Genomic DNA, 14,350 nt, shown 5'->3' with positions numbered 1-14,350 from the left:
ACCCGAACTTGCCGAAGAAGTCTTCGTACAAATTGCTCAAGGCGCTGCTGGCGCTGTTCCTGCTCGCCACGGTCGCCGTGGGTGGCTGGCTGTGGCAGCGCTACGAGGGCTTCGCCGACACGCCGCTGGCGCTGGCCGGCAGCGAGCGCATCCTCACGGTCGAGCGCGGCGACGGCTTCACCGACATCCTCGGCAAGCTGCGCGAACTCGGCGTCGACGAAGGCCACGACCTGGAGTGGAAGCTGCTGGCCCAGGAGATGGGCGTGCTGTCGCGGCTGCAGGTGGGTGATTACAGCATCCGCCACGGCATCACGCCCTCGCAGCTGCTGCGCAAGCTCGAGCGCGGCGACGTGATCCACTACCGCTTCACGATCGTCGAAGGCTGGAACCTGCGCGAGCTGCGCGCGGCGCTGGCCGCCGACGAGCGCGTGGTGCAGACCCTGCACGAGCTCGACGACGCCGCGCTGATGAAGGCGCTGGGCCGGGACGGCCTGCATCCCGAGGGCCGCTTCCTGCCCGAGACCTACCACTACACCCGCGGCATGAGCGACGTCGACCTGCTGCGCCGGGCGATGCTGGCCATGGACAAGGCCCTCGCGGAGGCCTGGGAAGGCCGCGAGGACGGGCTGCCGATCGAAACGCCGGACGAACTGCTGACGCTGGCCTCGATCATCGAGAAGGAAACCGGCAAGGCCAGCGAGCGCCCGGAGATCGCCGGCGTGTTCGTGCGCCGGCTCCGGCTGGGCATGCGCCTGCAGACCGACCCGACCGTCATCTACGGCATGGGCAGCGCCTACGACGGCAACATCCGCCGCCGCGACCTGACCACCGACACGCCCTACAACACCTACACCCGCGGCGGCCTGCCGCCGACGCCGATCGCCATGCCCGGGCGCGCGGCGCTGGAGGCAGCGGCGCACCCGCTGCCCGGCAATACGCTGTACTTCGTGTCGCGCGGCGACGGCAGCCATGTGTTCTCGGCCAGCCTGGCCGAACACAACCGCGCCGTGGCCTGCCACCAGCTCAAGCGGTGCCGCTGACCATGGCCGGCCTGCTGATCACGCTCGAAGGCGGCGAGGGCGCCGGCAAGTCCACCGTGCTCGAGGCGCTGAAGGCCGTGCTGGCCGAAGGCGGGCGCGAGGTGGTGTGCACGCGCGAGCCCGGCGGCACGCCCGAGGGCGAGGCGATCCGGGAGCTGCTGCTGCGCCCGGGCCAGCACCTGGTGCCCGAGGCCGAGCTGCTGCTGATGTTCGCGGCGCGCGCGCAGCTGGTGCGGCAGGTGATCCGCCCGGCGCTGGCGCGCGGCGCGGCCGTGCTGGCCGATCGCTTCACCGACGCCAGCTTCGCCTACCAGGGCGGCGGCCGCGGCCTGGACACCGGCCACATCGCCGAACTCGAGCGCTGGGCCGCAGGCCTGCGCCCGGACCTGACCTTCCTGCTCGACGTCGGCGTGGCCCAGGGCCTGGCGCGCGCGCGTTCGCGCGGCGGCGAGCCGGACCGCATCGAGTCCGAGCGCGAGGAATTCTTCGAGCGCGTGCGCGCGGCCTACCTGGCCCGCGCCCGGGCCGAGCCCGCGCGTTTTCGTGTCATCGACGCCAGCCAGCCGGCCGCCACGGTGCGCGACGCCGCCGTGGCGGCGCTGCGCGAATGGCTGGGCACGCGGCCATGAGCGCCCCGGCACCCTGGCAGCAGCGCGTGCTCGACCGCGCCTTGGCCAGCCTGGCCGAAGGCCGGCTGGGCCACGCCCTGCTGCTGTGCGGCCCGCCGCACATGGGTAAGCGCGACGTCGCCGCGGCGCTGGCGCGACGCCTGCTGTGCGCCAGCCCGGGCGCCGACGGCCTGGCCTGTGGCCAGTGCCGCGGCTGCCAGCTGCTCGCCGCCGGCACCCATCCGGACCTGCGCGAAGTGGGCTTCATCCCCACCGAGAAGGGCGACAAGCTGCGCAGCGAGATCATCGTCGACCAGATGCGCGAGCTCGGCCAGTGGTTTTCGCTGACGCCGCAGATGGGCGGCGCCCAGGTCGCGGTGATCGACCCGGCGCACGCGCTCAACCCCAGCGCCAGCAACGCCCTGCTCAAGACGCTGGAAGAGCCCTCGCGCGACCGCTACCTGCTGCTGGTCACCGAAGAGCCGGGCCGCCTGCCGGCGACCATCCGCAGCCGCTGCCAGCGGCTCGAGTTCCGCACCCCGCCGCGCGCGGAGGCCGAGGCCTGGCTGGCGGGGCAGGGGATCGGGCCGCAGGCCGCGGCGCGCGCGCTCGACGCGGCCCGCGGGCATCCCGGCCTGGCCGCCGCCTGGCTGGCCGACGACAGCCTGGCCCTGCGCACGGCGGTGCTGGCGGGCCTGGCGGCGGTGGCCGACGGGCGCCGCACGCCGGTGGAACTGGCGGCGGAATGGCTGGCCGACGAGCAGGGCGCGCTGCGCCTGCGCTTCGCCGCCGAAGCGGTGCTCGACGGCCTGGCGCATCGCCTGGCCGCCGCGCGCGACCCCGGCTTGACCGTCCCGGCCGACTTGCAGAAGCTTTCCGCGTGGTTCGACGCCGTCAACCGGCTGCGCGGCCAGTTGGCCGTGCCGGGCCTGCGCCACGATCTGGTGCTGGCCGGGCTGCTGCTCGAATGGCGTAGCATGTCCATGGATTCGAAGAGCATGAGGGCAGGGCGATGATCGGAGGCGGCGCGGGCGCAAGGCAGGGCATCCTGTCACTGGCCATCAAGGACAAGGCGGCGCTTTACAACGCCTACATGCCCTTCGTGAAGGGCGGCGGCATCTTCGTGCCCACCACCAAGCGCTACGCGCTGGGCGACGAAGTCTTCATCCTGCTCTCGCTGATGGAAGAGAAGGACCGCCTGCCGGTGGCCGGCAAGGTGGTCTGGGTGACGCCGGCGGGTGCGCAGGGCAACCGCGGCGCCGGCATCGGCGTGCAGTTCGCCGACACGGCGGAAGCCGAGGCCGTTAAGGGCAAGATCGAAACCTTCCTGGCCGGCACGCTGGAAGCCGACAAGCCCACGCACACGATGTAAGCGCCGCGGCGCTGCAAACGAAAGGCCCCGGTCATGCCGGGGCCTTTTTGATGCGCGCCTGGTTCGTGCGTCAGCCCATCCGCCCGCTGAGCCAAAGCCCGAGCAGCAAGCCGGCGCTGCCCAGCACGAGGCCGGCGATGGCGCCCCAGCGGCTCATGCGCCGCTCGCGGGCCTGGCGGGCGGCGGCGCCCACCGGGTCGAGCTCCCGCTCTCGCGCGCGGCGTCGCTCGAGGATGTTGGGCAGCCACACGCCGCAGCTCACCATCATGCCCACCATGAAGCCCGCGGACAGCGCGAAATGCGGGATCCAGCCGGGGATCTTCGCCAGCGCCACGATGCCCAGGCTGAAGCCGATGACCAGGCCGGACGTCACCAGGGCGTAGGCAACCATGCTGCGGCGCTCCTCGTCGTCGAAGGGGGCGCGCAGGTACTTGCGCACGCCCAGCCAGATGCCGAGCAGGCCGCCGCCGATGCCGATCGCCGCGCCGCCCAGCGCGCCCACGCCGACTTTCGCCAGGCCCTTGGCGCCGCCCAGCGCGCCCACGCCCAGCGCCGTGGCGGCTGCGGCCGGCGGCGCCGCGGTGGTGAGGGCAATCGCCACCGCGGCGGTGAAGGCCGTGCCCGGCGCGCTGCCCCTGGCGAAGCGGCCCAGGCGCTCGAGCAGCTCGCCGCGCACGCGCTCGCGGGCGCGCTGCAGGCGCTTGCGCACGGCCGCGTCCTGCAGGCCGAGCAGGCTGGCGACCTGGCGCGAGTTCTGGCCCTCGCGGTAGTAGAGCAGCAGCACCTCGCGGCTCTCCTCGGGCAGGCTGTCGATGACGCCGGCGGCGATGGCGTGCTCCTGCGCCTCGGCCAGCTCATCGCAGGCCGCCGGGTGCGGATCGGTGGCCTGGGCGAGCAGCGCCTCGATGTCCTCCACCGGCTCGTCGCGGCGCGCGCGGCTGCGCAGGTGGTCGCGGGCGAGGTTGCGGGTGATCTGCCGCAGCCAGGGCAGGAAGCTGTCGGGATTGCGCAGCTTGCGCAGGTTCTGCCAGGCCGAGAGGAAGGCCTCCTGGGCCACGTCCTCGCTGGTCGGCACGTCGCGGGTGATCGCCAGCGCGATCGCGGTGACGGTGCCCTGGCAGCCGGCGACGATGCGGCCGTAGGCGGCCTGGTCGCCGCGGGCGGCGGCGGGCAGGTGGGCGTGGACGAGGCTGTCGAGGACGTCGGTGCTCATGGTGCGCTCCGTTTCGGGGGTTCAAACCCCAGACGAGGCGGAGGACCGGGGTGTGACCGGCCTCAGGCGAAGAACATCCGGAACAGCAGCAGGCCCGCACCGGCCGCCACCGCCGCCAGCAGGGCCAGGCGGATCTTGGTGGCCCGGGCCATCGGGTCGCTGGCCTTGGCCTCGCGGAACTGCAGGGCCTCGGGCAGGTAGCTCGTCTCGCGGGTGGCCTCGAGCAGGCCGGCGTCGAACAGGATCTGCCGCGCCTGCTTGAAGTCGTCGGGCTTGAGCACCCAGAGCGCCGGCTGCTGGCTCGGATCGTGGTCCTTGGCGCTGTAGCTGAACTCGCGGCGGCTGTTGCCCTTCCAGCTGCGGCCCTGGCTGATCTTGGTCTCGATGCCGGCCTCGTTGAGCATGGCGGCCACGCGCTCGACGTTCTCGAGCCGGACGGAGGTGAAGACCTGGCGCATCAGCGGGGGCTCCAGGCTTCGGGCAGGACGCGGATCAGGCCTTCCTGGGCCGTGGACGCGACCAGGCGGCCATCGCGGGCGTAGATCTGGCCGCGCGCCAGGCCGCGGGCGCCCTGGGCGCTGGGGCTGTCGAGCGAATAGAGCAGCCAGTCATCGGCGCGGAAGGGGCGATGGAACCACATGGCGTGGTCGAGCGAGGCCATCTGCACGTTCGGCTGGTAGTAGCTGATGCCGTGCGGGAAGGTCGCGGTGCCGAGCAGGTGGAAGTCGGAGGCGTAGGCCAGCAGGGCCTGGTGCAGCACCGGCGAGTCGCCGACCTCGCCGGTCAGGCGGAACCAGACCTGCTGGAAGGGCGGGCGCTTGGGCGGCTTGACCTCGTCGCGCGGATACACCGGGCGGATCTCGAACGGCCCCATGCGCGAGAGCCAGCGCTGCGCCTTGGGCGGCAGCTGGGCCAGCTGCTCGGGCGTGGGCGCGGGCACCGGCTCGATGTCTTCCGGCGCCGGCACGCTGGGCATGGGCAGCTGGTGCTCGTTGCCCGGTTCGTCCTCCTGGAAGGAGGCGGCGAGCACGAAGATCGGCTTGCCGTGCTGGATGGCGGTGACGCGGCGCACCGAGAAGCTGCTGCCGTCGCGGGTGCGGTCGACGTCGTAGACGATCGGCGATTCGACGTCGCCGGCGCGCAGGAAGTAGGCGTGCAGCGAGTGCACGTGGCGGTCGCCGGCCAGGGTCTGCTGGCAGGCCGACAGGGCCTGGCCCAGCACCTGGCCGCCGAACACGTACTTGGTGCCGATGTCGCGGCTCTGGCCGCGGAAAAGGTTGTCTTCGAGGCGCTCGAGGCGCAGCAGGTCCACCAGTTCGGCGGCGACGGAAGCGGTCATGGGGGCTCCGGGGTTCGGCCGCGGATTATACCGGCCCCTCAGGGGCGGATGCGCTCGAGTGGCACCGCCGCCAGCACCTTCGACCAGGGGAAGCGCGGCCCCGGGTCGCGCTTGCGGAACACCAGCTGGTGCAGGTTGTCGCTGGAGGGCACCCGCGAGGCGTCGAGGTCCTCGTGGCCGGCGATGAACTCCAGGCTCGGGATCTCCCCGCGCAGCCGGCCCAGCAGCCACAGCAGCGAGGCCACCTGCTCGTCGGTGTAGGGCTCTTCCATCTCCTGCCGGCGCGAGTCGAGCCAGTCGGGGTAGCGGCCGCGGTTGACCAGCTCGATGCCGACCGAGCGCTCGTTGTAGCTGCGGGTGTGGTGCGCCACGCGCCCGGGCCGGACGAACATGTGGATGCTGCCGTCGCGGTCGATGTAGTAGTGGCCGCTGTTGCCGGTGCCGCTGTCGTAGATCACGCGCTCGCCGTACTCGCGGGCGGTGGGCAGGTCGGGCAGTTCGGTGCAGTGGATGACCACCAGGTCGACCTGGGACAGCGGGCGGGTCTCGAGGCGGGCTTCGTAGGGCAGCGGCCAGTCGTGCGGCACCGGCTCCGGCGGCAGGTCGGGGGTCATGCCCGCATGCTACCATCGCGGCCGTTTCCGGAGCCCCCCATGAGCGGCCACGTCATCATTTCCCATGGGCTCGACTCCAGCCCGGGCGCCACCAAGGCGGAGGCCCTGGCCCGCGTCGCGGGCGAACTGGGCTGGAGCCACGAACGCCCCGACTACCGCGACCTCGACGCCACCAGCCTGCTGGGCGACGTGCCCGGGCGCATCGCGCGCCTGGCCGCGCTGGCCCGGGCCGCCACGGCGCGGCCGCTGGTGCTGGCCGGCTCGAGCATGGGGGCCTACGTGTCGGCCCACGTGTCGCGCGAAGTGCCGGTGGCCGGCCTGTTCCTGATGGCGCCGCCGGTGGCCCTGGACGTCGAGCCGCGGTACCTGCGCGCCGCCATGGTGCCCACGCGCATCGTGCACGGCTGGGAGGACGAGCTGATCCCGGCCCAGGACGTGGTGCGCTGGGCCCAGCGCCGCCAGGACCACCTGGTGCTGGTGCCCGACAGCCATCGCCTGGCCGCGCACGTCGAGTTCTGCGCCGACGAGTTCGGGCGTTTCCTGCGGATGCTGGCGTGAAGTTCTTCGTCGCCTGCGCCAAGGGGCTCGAATACCTGCTGGCCGACGAGCTGCAGGCGCTCGGCGCCGGCAAGGCCACGGCCGCGCTGGCCGGCGCCAATGCCGAGGGCGGCATGGAGGCGGCGCTGCGGGCGGTGATGTTCTCGCGCCTGGCCAGCCGCGTGCACTGGCCGCTGGCCGAGTTCGCCTGCGAGAACGAACACGACCTCTACCAGGGCGTGCATGCGCTCGACTGGCCCCTGCACCTCGACGCCGAGGGCACCCTGGCCGTGGATGCCCACGTCTCCGGCCCCGGGCTGACGCACGAACGTTACGCCGCCCAGCGGGTGAAGGACGCCGTGGTCGACCGCATGCGCGCCGCGCACGGCGTGCGCCCATCGGTGGACACCGAGTCGCCCGACCTGCGCCTGTCGCTGGTGGTGCGCAAGGGCCGCGCCGTGCTGTCGGTGGACCTCGGCGGCGGCCCGCTGCACCGTCGCGGCTGGCGCCAGTCGCAGGGCGAGGCGCCGCTGAAGGAAAACCTGGCCGCCGGCATGCTGCTGCGCGGCGGCTGGCCGAAGGTCTACGCCGAGGGCGGCGCGCTGCTCGACCCGATGTGCGGCAGCGGCACGCTGCTGGTCGAAGGCGCGCTGATGGCCGCCGACGAGGCGCCGGGCCTGCGCCGCCTGGCCGGTGCCCCGCCGACCCGCTGGAAGGGCTTCGACGCGGCGCTGTGGGCGCGGATCGAAGCCGAGGCGCGCGAGCGCGCCGAACGCGGCCGCGCTGCCCTGCGCCCGGTCTTCTTCGGCGCCGACCTCGACCCGAAGGCCCTGCAGGCGGCGGTGGCCAACGCCGACCGCGCCGGCGTGGCCGAGCTGATCCGGCTCGATCGCGCCGACATCACGGCGCTGAAATCGCCCGGGCCGGTGCGTGGCCTGGTCGTGTGCAACCCGCCCTACGACGCGCGCCTGGCCGCCGACCCGGCGCTCTACCGCGCCCTCGGCGACGCCCTGCGCGCCGCCGTGCCCGACTGGCGTGCGGTGCTGCTGTGCGGCTCGGACGAACTGGCGCGCGCCACCGGCCTGCGCGCCGGCAAGCGCTATGCCTTCTTCAACGGTGCGCTTGAGTGTTCGCTGCTCGTCTGCGACCCGGTGCAGCCGCCGGCGCGCGAGCCGCGCGAGCCGCGGCCGCTGGGCGAGGGCGCGCAGATGGTCGCCAACCGCCTGCGCAAGAACCTGCGCAATTCAAAGGGCTGGCGCGGCCGCGAGGGCGTGTCGTGCTTCCGCGCCTACGACGCCGACCTGCCCGAATACGCCGCGGCGGTGGACGTGTACGAAGAGGACGGTGGCCCGGCCCGCACCTTCGTGCACGTGCAGGAGTACGAGGCCCCGTCCTCGATCCCGGAGGCCGACACCCGCCGCCGTTTCGGCGAGCTGCTCGACGCCGTGCGCGAGGTGTTCGCCGTGCCGCCGGCCCAGGTGGCCATCAAGACCCGCGCCCGCGGCAAGGGTGGCAGCAAGTACGGGCGCATGGACCAGCGCGGCGAGTTCTTCGTCGTGAGCGAGGGCGCGGCGCGCCTGCAGGTGAACCTGTTCGACTACCTCGACACCGGCCTGTTCCTCGACCACCGGCCGCTGCGCCTGCGCATCGCCCGCGAGGCCGGCGGCAAGCGCTTCCTGAACCTGTTCTGCTACACCGGCGCGGCCAGCGTGCAGGCCGCGGCGGGCGGCGCCGCCAGCACCACCAGCGTCGACCTCTCGGCCACCTACCTTGAATGGGCCGGCCGCAACCTCGCGCTCAATGGCGCCACCGGCCGCCAGCACCAGCTGGTGCAGGCCGATGCCATGGCCTGGCTGGAGGCCGACCGCGGCCAGTACGACCTGGTGTTCTGCGACCCGCCGACGTTCTCGAACTCGGCCCGCGCCGCCGACTTCGACACCCAGCGCGACCACGTGCGGCTGCTGCGCGCCACGATGGCGCGGCTGGCCCCGGGCGGGCTGCTGCTGTTTTCGAACAATTACCGGCGTTTCCGCCTGGACGAAGCCGCGGTGTCGGCCTTCGCGCAGGTGCGCGAGATCAGCCCGGACACGATCGCGCCGGACTTCGCCCGCAACCCGCGCATCCACCGCTGCTGGGAGCTGCGGGCGCGCTGAGCCTCAGTCGCCCTGGCCCGCGCGCACTTCGCCGCGGGCCCGGTTGGCGTCGCGCAGCTTCCCGTAGGTCTCGTCGTCGATGCGCTCGACCCGGTGGATGCGGCAGCGCTCGTGCGCGAACACCACGTACTCGCCGGCGTGGCCGCAGACGCGGTTGCTGACGTGGTCGCCCTTGAACACCAGGCCGGGCGAAGTGCCCAGCGCGAAGCAGCGTTCGGCCAGGCGGACGCGATACTTGCGCCGGCCGGCGTCGACCAGCAGCTGCTCGTCGTCGACGTAGACCCAGCCGCGTACGAGCGACGGGTCGATGCACTCGACCGGATGCGGCACGGCGGCGCTGCCGTCGGGGGGCGTGGTGGCCTGAGTGGCGCAGCCGGCCAGCAGCGCCGTGGCGGCGGCCAGGGGGAGGGCAAGGGCGAGGGCATGACGCATGGCAGGTTTCCTCGACAGGGGGCCTGGTCCAGTCTCTGGGGGTCGCGCTTAACCGGTACGAAACACGACCGGGCGCAGTATGCTCACGCCATGGATCGAACTCCGCAATCCGCGCTTGTCCACACCTGGACCTTCTTCCGCCAATGGCTGAAGAACCCCCGGGGCGTGGCGGCCATCTCGCCTTCGAGCCGGCAGCTGGCCCGGCAGATGATGTCCGAACTGCCGAACGGGGCCCGCCGGGTGGTCGAACTCGGTGGCGGCACCGGGGTGTTCACCCGGGCCCTGCTCGACCACGGCATTTCTCCGCGCGACCTGCTGGTGCTCGAGCTCAACGAGGAACTGCACCAGCACCTGCAGCGGCACTTCCCGCAGGTGCAGGTGGCCTGTGCCGACGCCCGCGACCTGGGCGCCGTGGCGCGCCAGCATGGCTTCGACGAATCGTCCCCGGCCGATGCGGTGGTTTCCGGCCTCGGCCTGCTGTCGATGCCGCGCCCGACCCAGCAGGCCATCCTGGCGGCGGCCTTCGACTGCCTGCAGCCCGAGGGCCGCTTCGTGCAGTTCACCTACGGTCCGGCCAACCCGGTGAACCGGGAGGTCCTGGACGACCTGGACCTGGTCGCCCGGCGCGGCAGCTTCACCTGGTGGAACGTGCCGCCGGCCACGGTGTACGTGTATTCCCGGCGCGTCTCGCGCGCCATCCGCCCGCGCTCGATGCGCTGAAAAGAAAACGGCGCGCCCGGGTGGGGCGCGCCGTCGTCCATGCCATGCGTCGCGATTACTGGCCGGTCTTGATGGTGGTCCAGGCGCGCACGCGTTCGCGGGTGGTTTCCTGCGGCAGGGTCACCGGGTCGACCAGCTTGTCCATCACCCCGGCCGGCGGGTACACGCCCGGGTCGGCGGCGATTTCCGGGTCGATGAACTCCAGCGCCGCCGTGTTCGGGCTGGCGTAGGAAACGTAATCGACGATGCCCGCCGAGACTTCCGGCTTGAGCAGGTAGTTGATGAACGCGTGGGCGTTGTCGGCGTGCGGCGCATCGGCCGGGATCGCCATCAGGTCGACCCAGCGCACCGCGCCTTCCTTCGGGATGATGTACTCGATCTCGATGCCGTTCTCGGCCTCGGCCGCGGCGTCGCGGGCCTGGAACACGTCGCCCGAATAGCCCATGGCGATGCAGATGTCGCCGTTGGCCAGGTCGTCGATGTAGCGCGAGGAGTGGAAATACTTGATGTGCGGTCGGATGCCGGCATAGGCCGTGCTGACCACCTCGGTCTCGTCGCCGGCGAGGGCGTTGGCGTCGCGGCCCTGCCAGATCAGCGCGGCGGCGAAGGTTTCCTGCTCGTCGTCGAGCACGGCGATGCCGCAGGCGGCGAGCTTGGCGGCGTTGGCCGGGTCGAACAGCAGCGACCAGGAATCGAGCGGCGCGTCCTCGCCCAGGGCGGCCTTCACCTTGGCCACGTTGATGCCCAGGCCGGTGGTGCCCCACATGTAGGGCACGGCGTGGGCGTTGCCCGGGTCGACGTCCTGCAGGCCCTCAAGCAGGTCGGCGTCGAGGTTGGCCAGGTTGGGCAGCTTCGACTTGTCGAGCTGGCCGTAGATGCCGGCCTGGATGTGGCGCTGGGCGAACGGGCGGGCCGAGGGGAAGACCACGTCGTAGCCGGAGGCGCCGGCCATGAGCTTGGTCTCGAGCATCTCGTTGGCGTCGTAGGTGTCGTAGACGACGCGGATGCCGGTCTCGGCCTCGAAGTTCGCGAGGGTGTCCTCGGCGACGTAGTCCGACCAGTTGTAGACGTAGACGACCTGGTCGCCGCTGCTGGCGGCGGCCGGTTCGTCGGCTGCGGGGGCGGCGTCCTGGCGGCCGCAGGCGGCCAGCAGCAGGGCGGACGCGATCAGGCTGTAGCGCAGGATCATGGCCGGCTCCGTGGGTTCGGGGCTGCCATGGTCGGCGCGGTCGCGGGGGCTGTCAAACCGGCCGGGGCCGGGCGGTGCTCAGGCCGGGTGGCTCCAGTCGCTGGCCAGCAGGCCCATGATCACGCTGTCCTGCAGTTCCCCGGCCACCCGCCAGCGCTGGCGAAGGTAGCCCTCGCGCCGGAAACCCAGGGCCTCGAGCGTGCGCAGCGAGCCCTGGTTGCGCGGGTCGACGTCGGCCTCGAGCCGGCGCAGGCCCATCGGGCCGAAGGCCTGGTCGAGCAGCACCGTCAGCGCCTCCCGGGCGTAGCGCCGGCCCCAGTGCTCGCGGGCCAGCGCGAAGCCGACTTCGGCGCGGCCCTGGGCGTGGTCGATGGCATAGAGCGTGGTGGTGCCGACCAGCCGGTCGTCGCCGCGCAGGGCGATGCCCCACTGGAACAGGTCGCCGCGCTCGAAGCCGCGGTGGATGGCCTCGAGGTAGATCTCGGCCTCGTCGCGGTGCGGCCAGGCCTCGTGGCTCCAGAAACGCATCACGTCGGGGTCGGAAAAGACCGCGTACAGGTCCTCGAGGTCGTGGGCTTCGATCCAGCGCAGCTGGAGGCGCGGGGCCACCAGGGTCGGCAGCCGCTCCGCTGCGGGCGGGGCAGGCACGGGGCCGGGTCGGCGGCGGGCTGTGGGCATGTCGCGCAGGGCCATCTCGGGGGGAAGTGGGTGGGCTGCCTGTTAGAACGCATGACATGGCCCGCTCCGGCCTTCACGCCGGCCCGGGCAGGCCCCGCAACCCAGTGTTGCGGCCCTCCCGGCTCGAATCCGGGGCGCCCCGGCCGCATAGTCTGTCCATCGCCCCGACCGGGGCAGCGAACCGGAGAAACCCATGGCCACCGTGATCCGCCCCGTCCTGCGCACCCTGCGCGGCATGCCGGCGTCCGACGGCGCCGGCGTGAAGCTCACCCGCGTCATCGGCACGCCGCAGCTGCCCGAGCTCGATCCTTTCCTGATGCTCGACGAGTTCGGCACCGACCGTCCCGAGGACTACCTGGCCGGTTTCCCCTCCCATCCGCACCGCGGCTTCGAGACCGTCACCTACATGCTCGAGGGGCGCATGCGCCACAAGGACAACAAGGGCAACGAAGGCGTGCTCGTGCCCGGCGCCGTGCAGTGGATGACCGCCGGGCGCGGGATCGTGCACTCGGAGATGCCCGAGCAGGAGGAGGGCCGCATGCGCGGCTTCCAGCTGTGGGTGAACCTGCCGGCGCGCGAGAAGATGACCGCGCCGAAGTACCAGGAATACGGCCCCGGGCGCTTCCCGGAAGTGGACGCCGCCCCGGGCGTGCGCGCCAGGGTGATCGCCGGCGAGGTCGCCGGCGTGCAGGGCCCGATCGTGCAGCCGGCCACCGAGCCGACCTATCTGGACCTGCGCCTGGGCGCGGGCGATCGCTACGTGCATGCCCTGCCGGAAGGCCACAGCGCCTTCGCCTATGTGTACGAAGGCAGCGCCCGGCTCGGCGAAGGGACCGGCGCGGCCACCGTGCAGGCGCGCGAACTGGCGGTGCTGGGCGAAGGCGGCGCGGTGGCACTCGAGGGTCGCGAGGCCGATACCCGCCTGATCCTGGTCGCCGGCAAGCCCCTGCGCGAGCCGGTGGCGCGCTACGGCCCGTTCGTGATGAACACCCAGGACGAGCTGCGCCAGGCCTTCTTCGACTTCCAGTCCGGCCGCTTCTAGCCGACGCGTGCCCGGGCTCAGCGCTCGGGCAGCGGGATGCGCTCGGTTTCCCCGGGCACCCGGCCCATGCGGTCGGCGGCCCAGTCGGCCTTGGCCTGTTCGATGCGCTCGCGCGAACTGGACACGAAGTTCCACCACACGTGCCGCCGGCCGTCGAGCGGCTCGCCGCCGAGCAGCATCACCCGGGCATCGCAGCCGGCGCGCAGCACCGGCTCGCTGCCCGGGTCGAGCACCCGCAGCCGGCCCAGGGCCAAGGGCTCGCCGTCGAGCGTGAGCTCGCCCTCGACGGGGTAGAGCGCGCGTTCGGCGTGGTCGGCCGGGATCGGCAGCGCCGCGCCGGCCGAGAGTTCCATCGACACGTACAGCGTGCGCGCCAGCACCTTCACCGGCGAGGTCTCGCCGAACCCGTCGCCGGCCACCACGCACAGGCGCACGCCGGGCAGTTCGACCACGGGCAGGGTGGCGGCCGGGTGGTGGGCGAAGTCGGGCGCGGTTTCCTCGTGCTCCTTCGGCAGCGCCACCCAGGTCTGCAGGCCGTGCATGCGCTGCGGCTTGCCCAGCAGGCGTTCGGGCGTGCGCTCGGAGTGCACGATGCCGCGCCCGGCGGTCATCCAGTTCACGTCGCCGGGCAGGATTTCCTGCGCGTAGCCCAGGCTGTCGCGGTGCATGATCGCGCCTTCCCAGAGGAAGGTGACCGTGGCCAGGCCGATGTGCGGATGCGGGCGCACCGCCATCGGGTGTTCGGCCGGCACCTCGGCCGGGCCGATGTGGTCGAAGAAGACGAAGGGGCCGACGCTGCGGCACTTCGCGTGCGGCAGCAGCCGGCGCACGGTGAAGCCGCCGCCCAGGTCGTGTTCGCGTCCTTCGATCTCGAGCGCCATCGCGGCCTCCTCAGTAGCGACTGGTGATGACCCGGGCGGTGCCGTCGGCGTCGAGCACCACCACGGTGTAGCGGTCGTATTCGGTCTCGGGCATTGGCGCCGCGGGCTGGCCGGACAAGGCTTCGACGATGCCGGGCACGGTGTTGCTGTGGCCGACCACCAGCGCGGTGCTGCCCGGCGGCAGGGCGCGCAGCTCGCGCGCGAGCTCGCCGGCGTAGGTGGCCGCGTTGGCGGCGTCGATGGGGCGCTCGCCGACCTCGATGCCCGCGGCCGCCGCGGCCGGTGCGGCGGTCTGGCGGGTGCGCCGGAACTGCGTGCTGACGGCGAGGTCGAGCTTCGTACCCGCCAGCGTCGCGGCCAGCGCGTCGGCGCGGGCCTCGCCGGCCTGGGCCAGCGGCGGGTCGCGCGAGTCGTCGGCCTTCTCGGCGTGGCGCACCACGACCACCACGATGCCGTCGTGGGCGTGGGCGGGCAGGGCGGTGGCGAGGCAGGCGACGAGCATCAGCAGGCGCAGCAGGGTCATGGCGGGGCA

At 72.8% G+C, this 14,350-nt stretch carries 17 protein-coding genes; 8 read left to right on the top strand and 9 right to left on the bottom strand.

What is annotated here, in order from left to right; translation table 11 throughout:
* The first annotated feature begins 8 nt into the window (after nt 1–8).
* From mltG to C6N40_RS10690, 4 genes are read left to right on the top strand one after another with little or no spacing between them, the layout of a single operon-like run.
* A complete protein-coding gene (mltG, locus tag C6N40_RS10705; protein ID WP_240183504.1) occupies nt 9–1,040 on the top strand; it encodes an endolytic transglycosylase MltG in 1,032 nt (343 codons plus the stop codon).
* 2 nt (nt 1,041–1,042) lie between these two features.
* Entirely contained in the window at nt 1,043–1,669 is a 627-nt protein-coding gene (tmk, locus tag C6N40_RS10700) for a dTMP kinase (protein ID WP_106991041.1), read from the top strand.
* Complete coding sequence (locus tag C6N40_RS10695; RefSeq protein ID WP_106991017.1) at nt 1,666–2,664, top strand: DNA polymerase III subunit delta'; 999 nt, start codon at nt 1,666–1,668, stop codon at nt 2,662–2,664. The genes tmk and C6N40_RS10695 overlap by 4 nt, the downstream gene beginning before the upstream one ends.
* The gene (locus C6N40_RS10690) at nt 2,661–3,020 is read left to right on the top strand and encodes a PilZ domain-containing protein (protein ID WP_106991016.1); all 360 of its coding nucleotides are present in this window, start codon (nt 2,661–2,663) and stop codon (nt 3,018–3,020) included. Before C6N40_RS10695 ends, C6N40_RS10690 begins: the two co-directional genes overlap by 4 nt.
* Before the next feature lie 70 nt (nt 3,021–3,090).
* Here the strand turns inward: C6N40_RS10690 and C6N40_RS10685 are convergent, their stop codons facing one another.
* From C6N40_RS10685 to C6N40_RS10670, 4 genes are all read right to left on the bottom strand, one after another.
* Nucleotides 3,091–4,233: an RNA polymerase sigma factor gene (locus C6N40_RS10685; RefSeq protein WP_106991015.1), complete on the bottom strand. Its 1,143-nt coding sequence runs from the start codon at nt 4,231–4,233 to the stop codon at nt 3,091–3,093.
* A gap of 62 nt (nt 4,234–4,295) precedes the next feature.
* Nucleotides 4,296–4,691: a pathogenicity-like protein gene (locus C6N40_RS10680; protein WP_106991014.1), complete on the bottom strand. Its 396-nt coding sequence runs from the start codon at nt 4,689–4,691 to the stop codon at nt 4,296–4,298.
* A complete protein-coding gene (gene tesB / locus C6N40_RS10675; RefSeq protein WP_106991013.1) occupies nt 4,691–5,572 on the bottom strand; it encodes an acyl-CoA thioesterase II in 882 nt (293 codons plus the stop codon). The genes C6N40_RS10680 and tesB overlap by 1 nt, the downstream gene beginning before the upstream one ends.
* Nucleotides 5,573–5,610: 38 nt before the next feature.
* Nucleotides 5,611–6,186: an N-acetylmuramoyl-L-alanine amidase gene (locus tag C6N40_RS10670; protein ID WP_106991012.1), complete on the bottom strand. Its 576-nt coding sequence runs from the start codon at nt 6,184–6,186 to the stop codon at nt 5,611–5,613.
* A gap of 39 nt (nt 6,187–6,225) precedes the next feature.
* Here C6N40_RS10670 and C6N40_RS10665 point away from each other — a divergent pair, with 39 nt between their 5' ends.
* Both C6N40_RS10665 and rlmKL read left to right on the top strand, forming a co-directional pair.
* A complete protein-coding gene (locus C6N40_RS10665) occupies nt 6,226–6,744 on the top strand; it encodes a YqiA/YcfP family alpha/beta fold hydrolase (RefSeq protein WP_106991011.1) in 519 nt (172 codons plus the stop codon).
* Nucleotides 6,741–8,876, top strand: a complete 2,136-nt coding sequence (gene rlmKL, locus C6N40_RS10660; RefSeq protein ID WP_106991010.1) for a bifunctional 23S rRNA (guanine(2069)-N(7))-methyltransferase RlmK/23S rRNA (guanine(2445)-N(2))-methyltransferase RlmL — start codon at nt 6,741–6,743, stop codon at nt 8,874–8,876. Before C6N40_RS10665 ends, rlmKL begins: the two co-directional genes overlap by 4 nt.
* Nucleotides 8,877–8,879: 3 nt before the next feature.
* On the opposite strand, the gene C6N40_RS10655 is transcribed toward rlmKL, so the two are convergent.
* Nucleotides 8,880–9,308, bottom strand: a complete 429-nt coding sequence (locus C6N40_RS10655; protein WP_106991009.1) for a DUF6491 family protein — start codon at nt 9,306–9,308, stop codon at nt 8,880–8,882.
* A 90-nt stretch (nt 9,309–9,398) separates the two neighbouring features.
* Between C6N40_RS10655 and C6N40_RS10650 the strand changes: the two genes are divergently transcribed.
* The gene (locus C6N40_RS10650; RefSeq protein ID WP_106991008.1) at nt 9,399–10,028 is read left to right on the top strand and encodes a class I SAM-dependent methyltransferase; all 630 of its coding nucleotides are present in this window, start codon (nt 9,399–9,401) and stop codon (nt 10,026–10,028) included.
* Between the two features lie 55 nt (nt 10,029–10,083).
* On the opposite strand, the gene C6N40_RS10645 is transcribed toward C6N40_RS10650, so the two are convergent.
* Both C6N40_RS10645 and C6N40_RS10640 read right to left on the bottom strand, forming a co-directional pair.
* Nucleotides 10,084–11,217 (bottom strand): polyamine ABC transporter substrate-binding protein, encoded by a 1,134-nt coding sequence (locus C6N40_RS10645; protein WP_106991007.1) that lies wholly within the window; start codon nt 11,215–11,217, stop codon nt 10,084–10,086.
* Nucleotides 11,218–11,295: 78 nt separating this feature from the next.
* Nucleotides 11,296–11,826, bottom strand: coding sequence for a GNAT family N-acetyltransferase (locus tag C6N40_RS10640; protein ID WP_162782196.1), 531 nt, complete (start codon nt 11,824–11,826; stop codon nt 11,296–11,298).
* 262 nt (nt 11,827–12,088) lie between these two features.
* Here C6N40_RS10640 and C6N40_RS10635 point away from each other — a divergent pair, with 262 nt between their 5' ends.
* On the top strand, nt 12,089–12,937 hold the full coding sequence (locus C6N40_RS10635) for a pirin family protein (RefSeq protein WP_106991005.1): 849 nt from the start codon (nt 12,089–12,091) through the stop codon (nt 12,935–12,937).
* 17 nt (nt 12,938–12,954) lie between these two features.
* On the opposite strand, the gene C6N40_RS10630 is transcribed toward C6N40_RS10635, so the two are convergent.
* Both C6N40_RS10630 and C6N40_RS10625 read right to left on the bottom strand, forming a co-directional pair.
* Complete coding sequence (locus C6N40_RS10630; RefSeq protein ID WP_106991004.1) at nt 12,955–13,818, bottom strand: pirin family protein; 864 nt, start codon at nt 13,816–13,818, stop codon at nt 12,955–12,957.
* A gap of 10 nt (nt 13,819–13,828) precedes the next feature.
* Nucleotides 13,829–14,341 (bottom strand): SixA phosphatase family protein, encoded by a 513-nt coding sequence (locus C6N40_RS10625; protein ID WP_106991003.1) that lies wholly within the window; start codon nt 14,339–14,341, stop codon nt 13,829–13,831.
* Nucleotides 14,342–14,350 lie beyond the last annotated feature (9 nt).

The organism is Arenimonas caeni (genome assembly GCF_003024235.1).
In the GTDB taxonomy this organism is placed as follows: domain Bacteria; phylum Pseudomonadota; class Gammaproteobacteria; order Xanthomonadales; family Xanthomonadaceae; genus Arenimonas; species Arenimonas caeni.
This window is presented reverse-complemented; position numbering and strand designations above follow the sequence as displayed.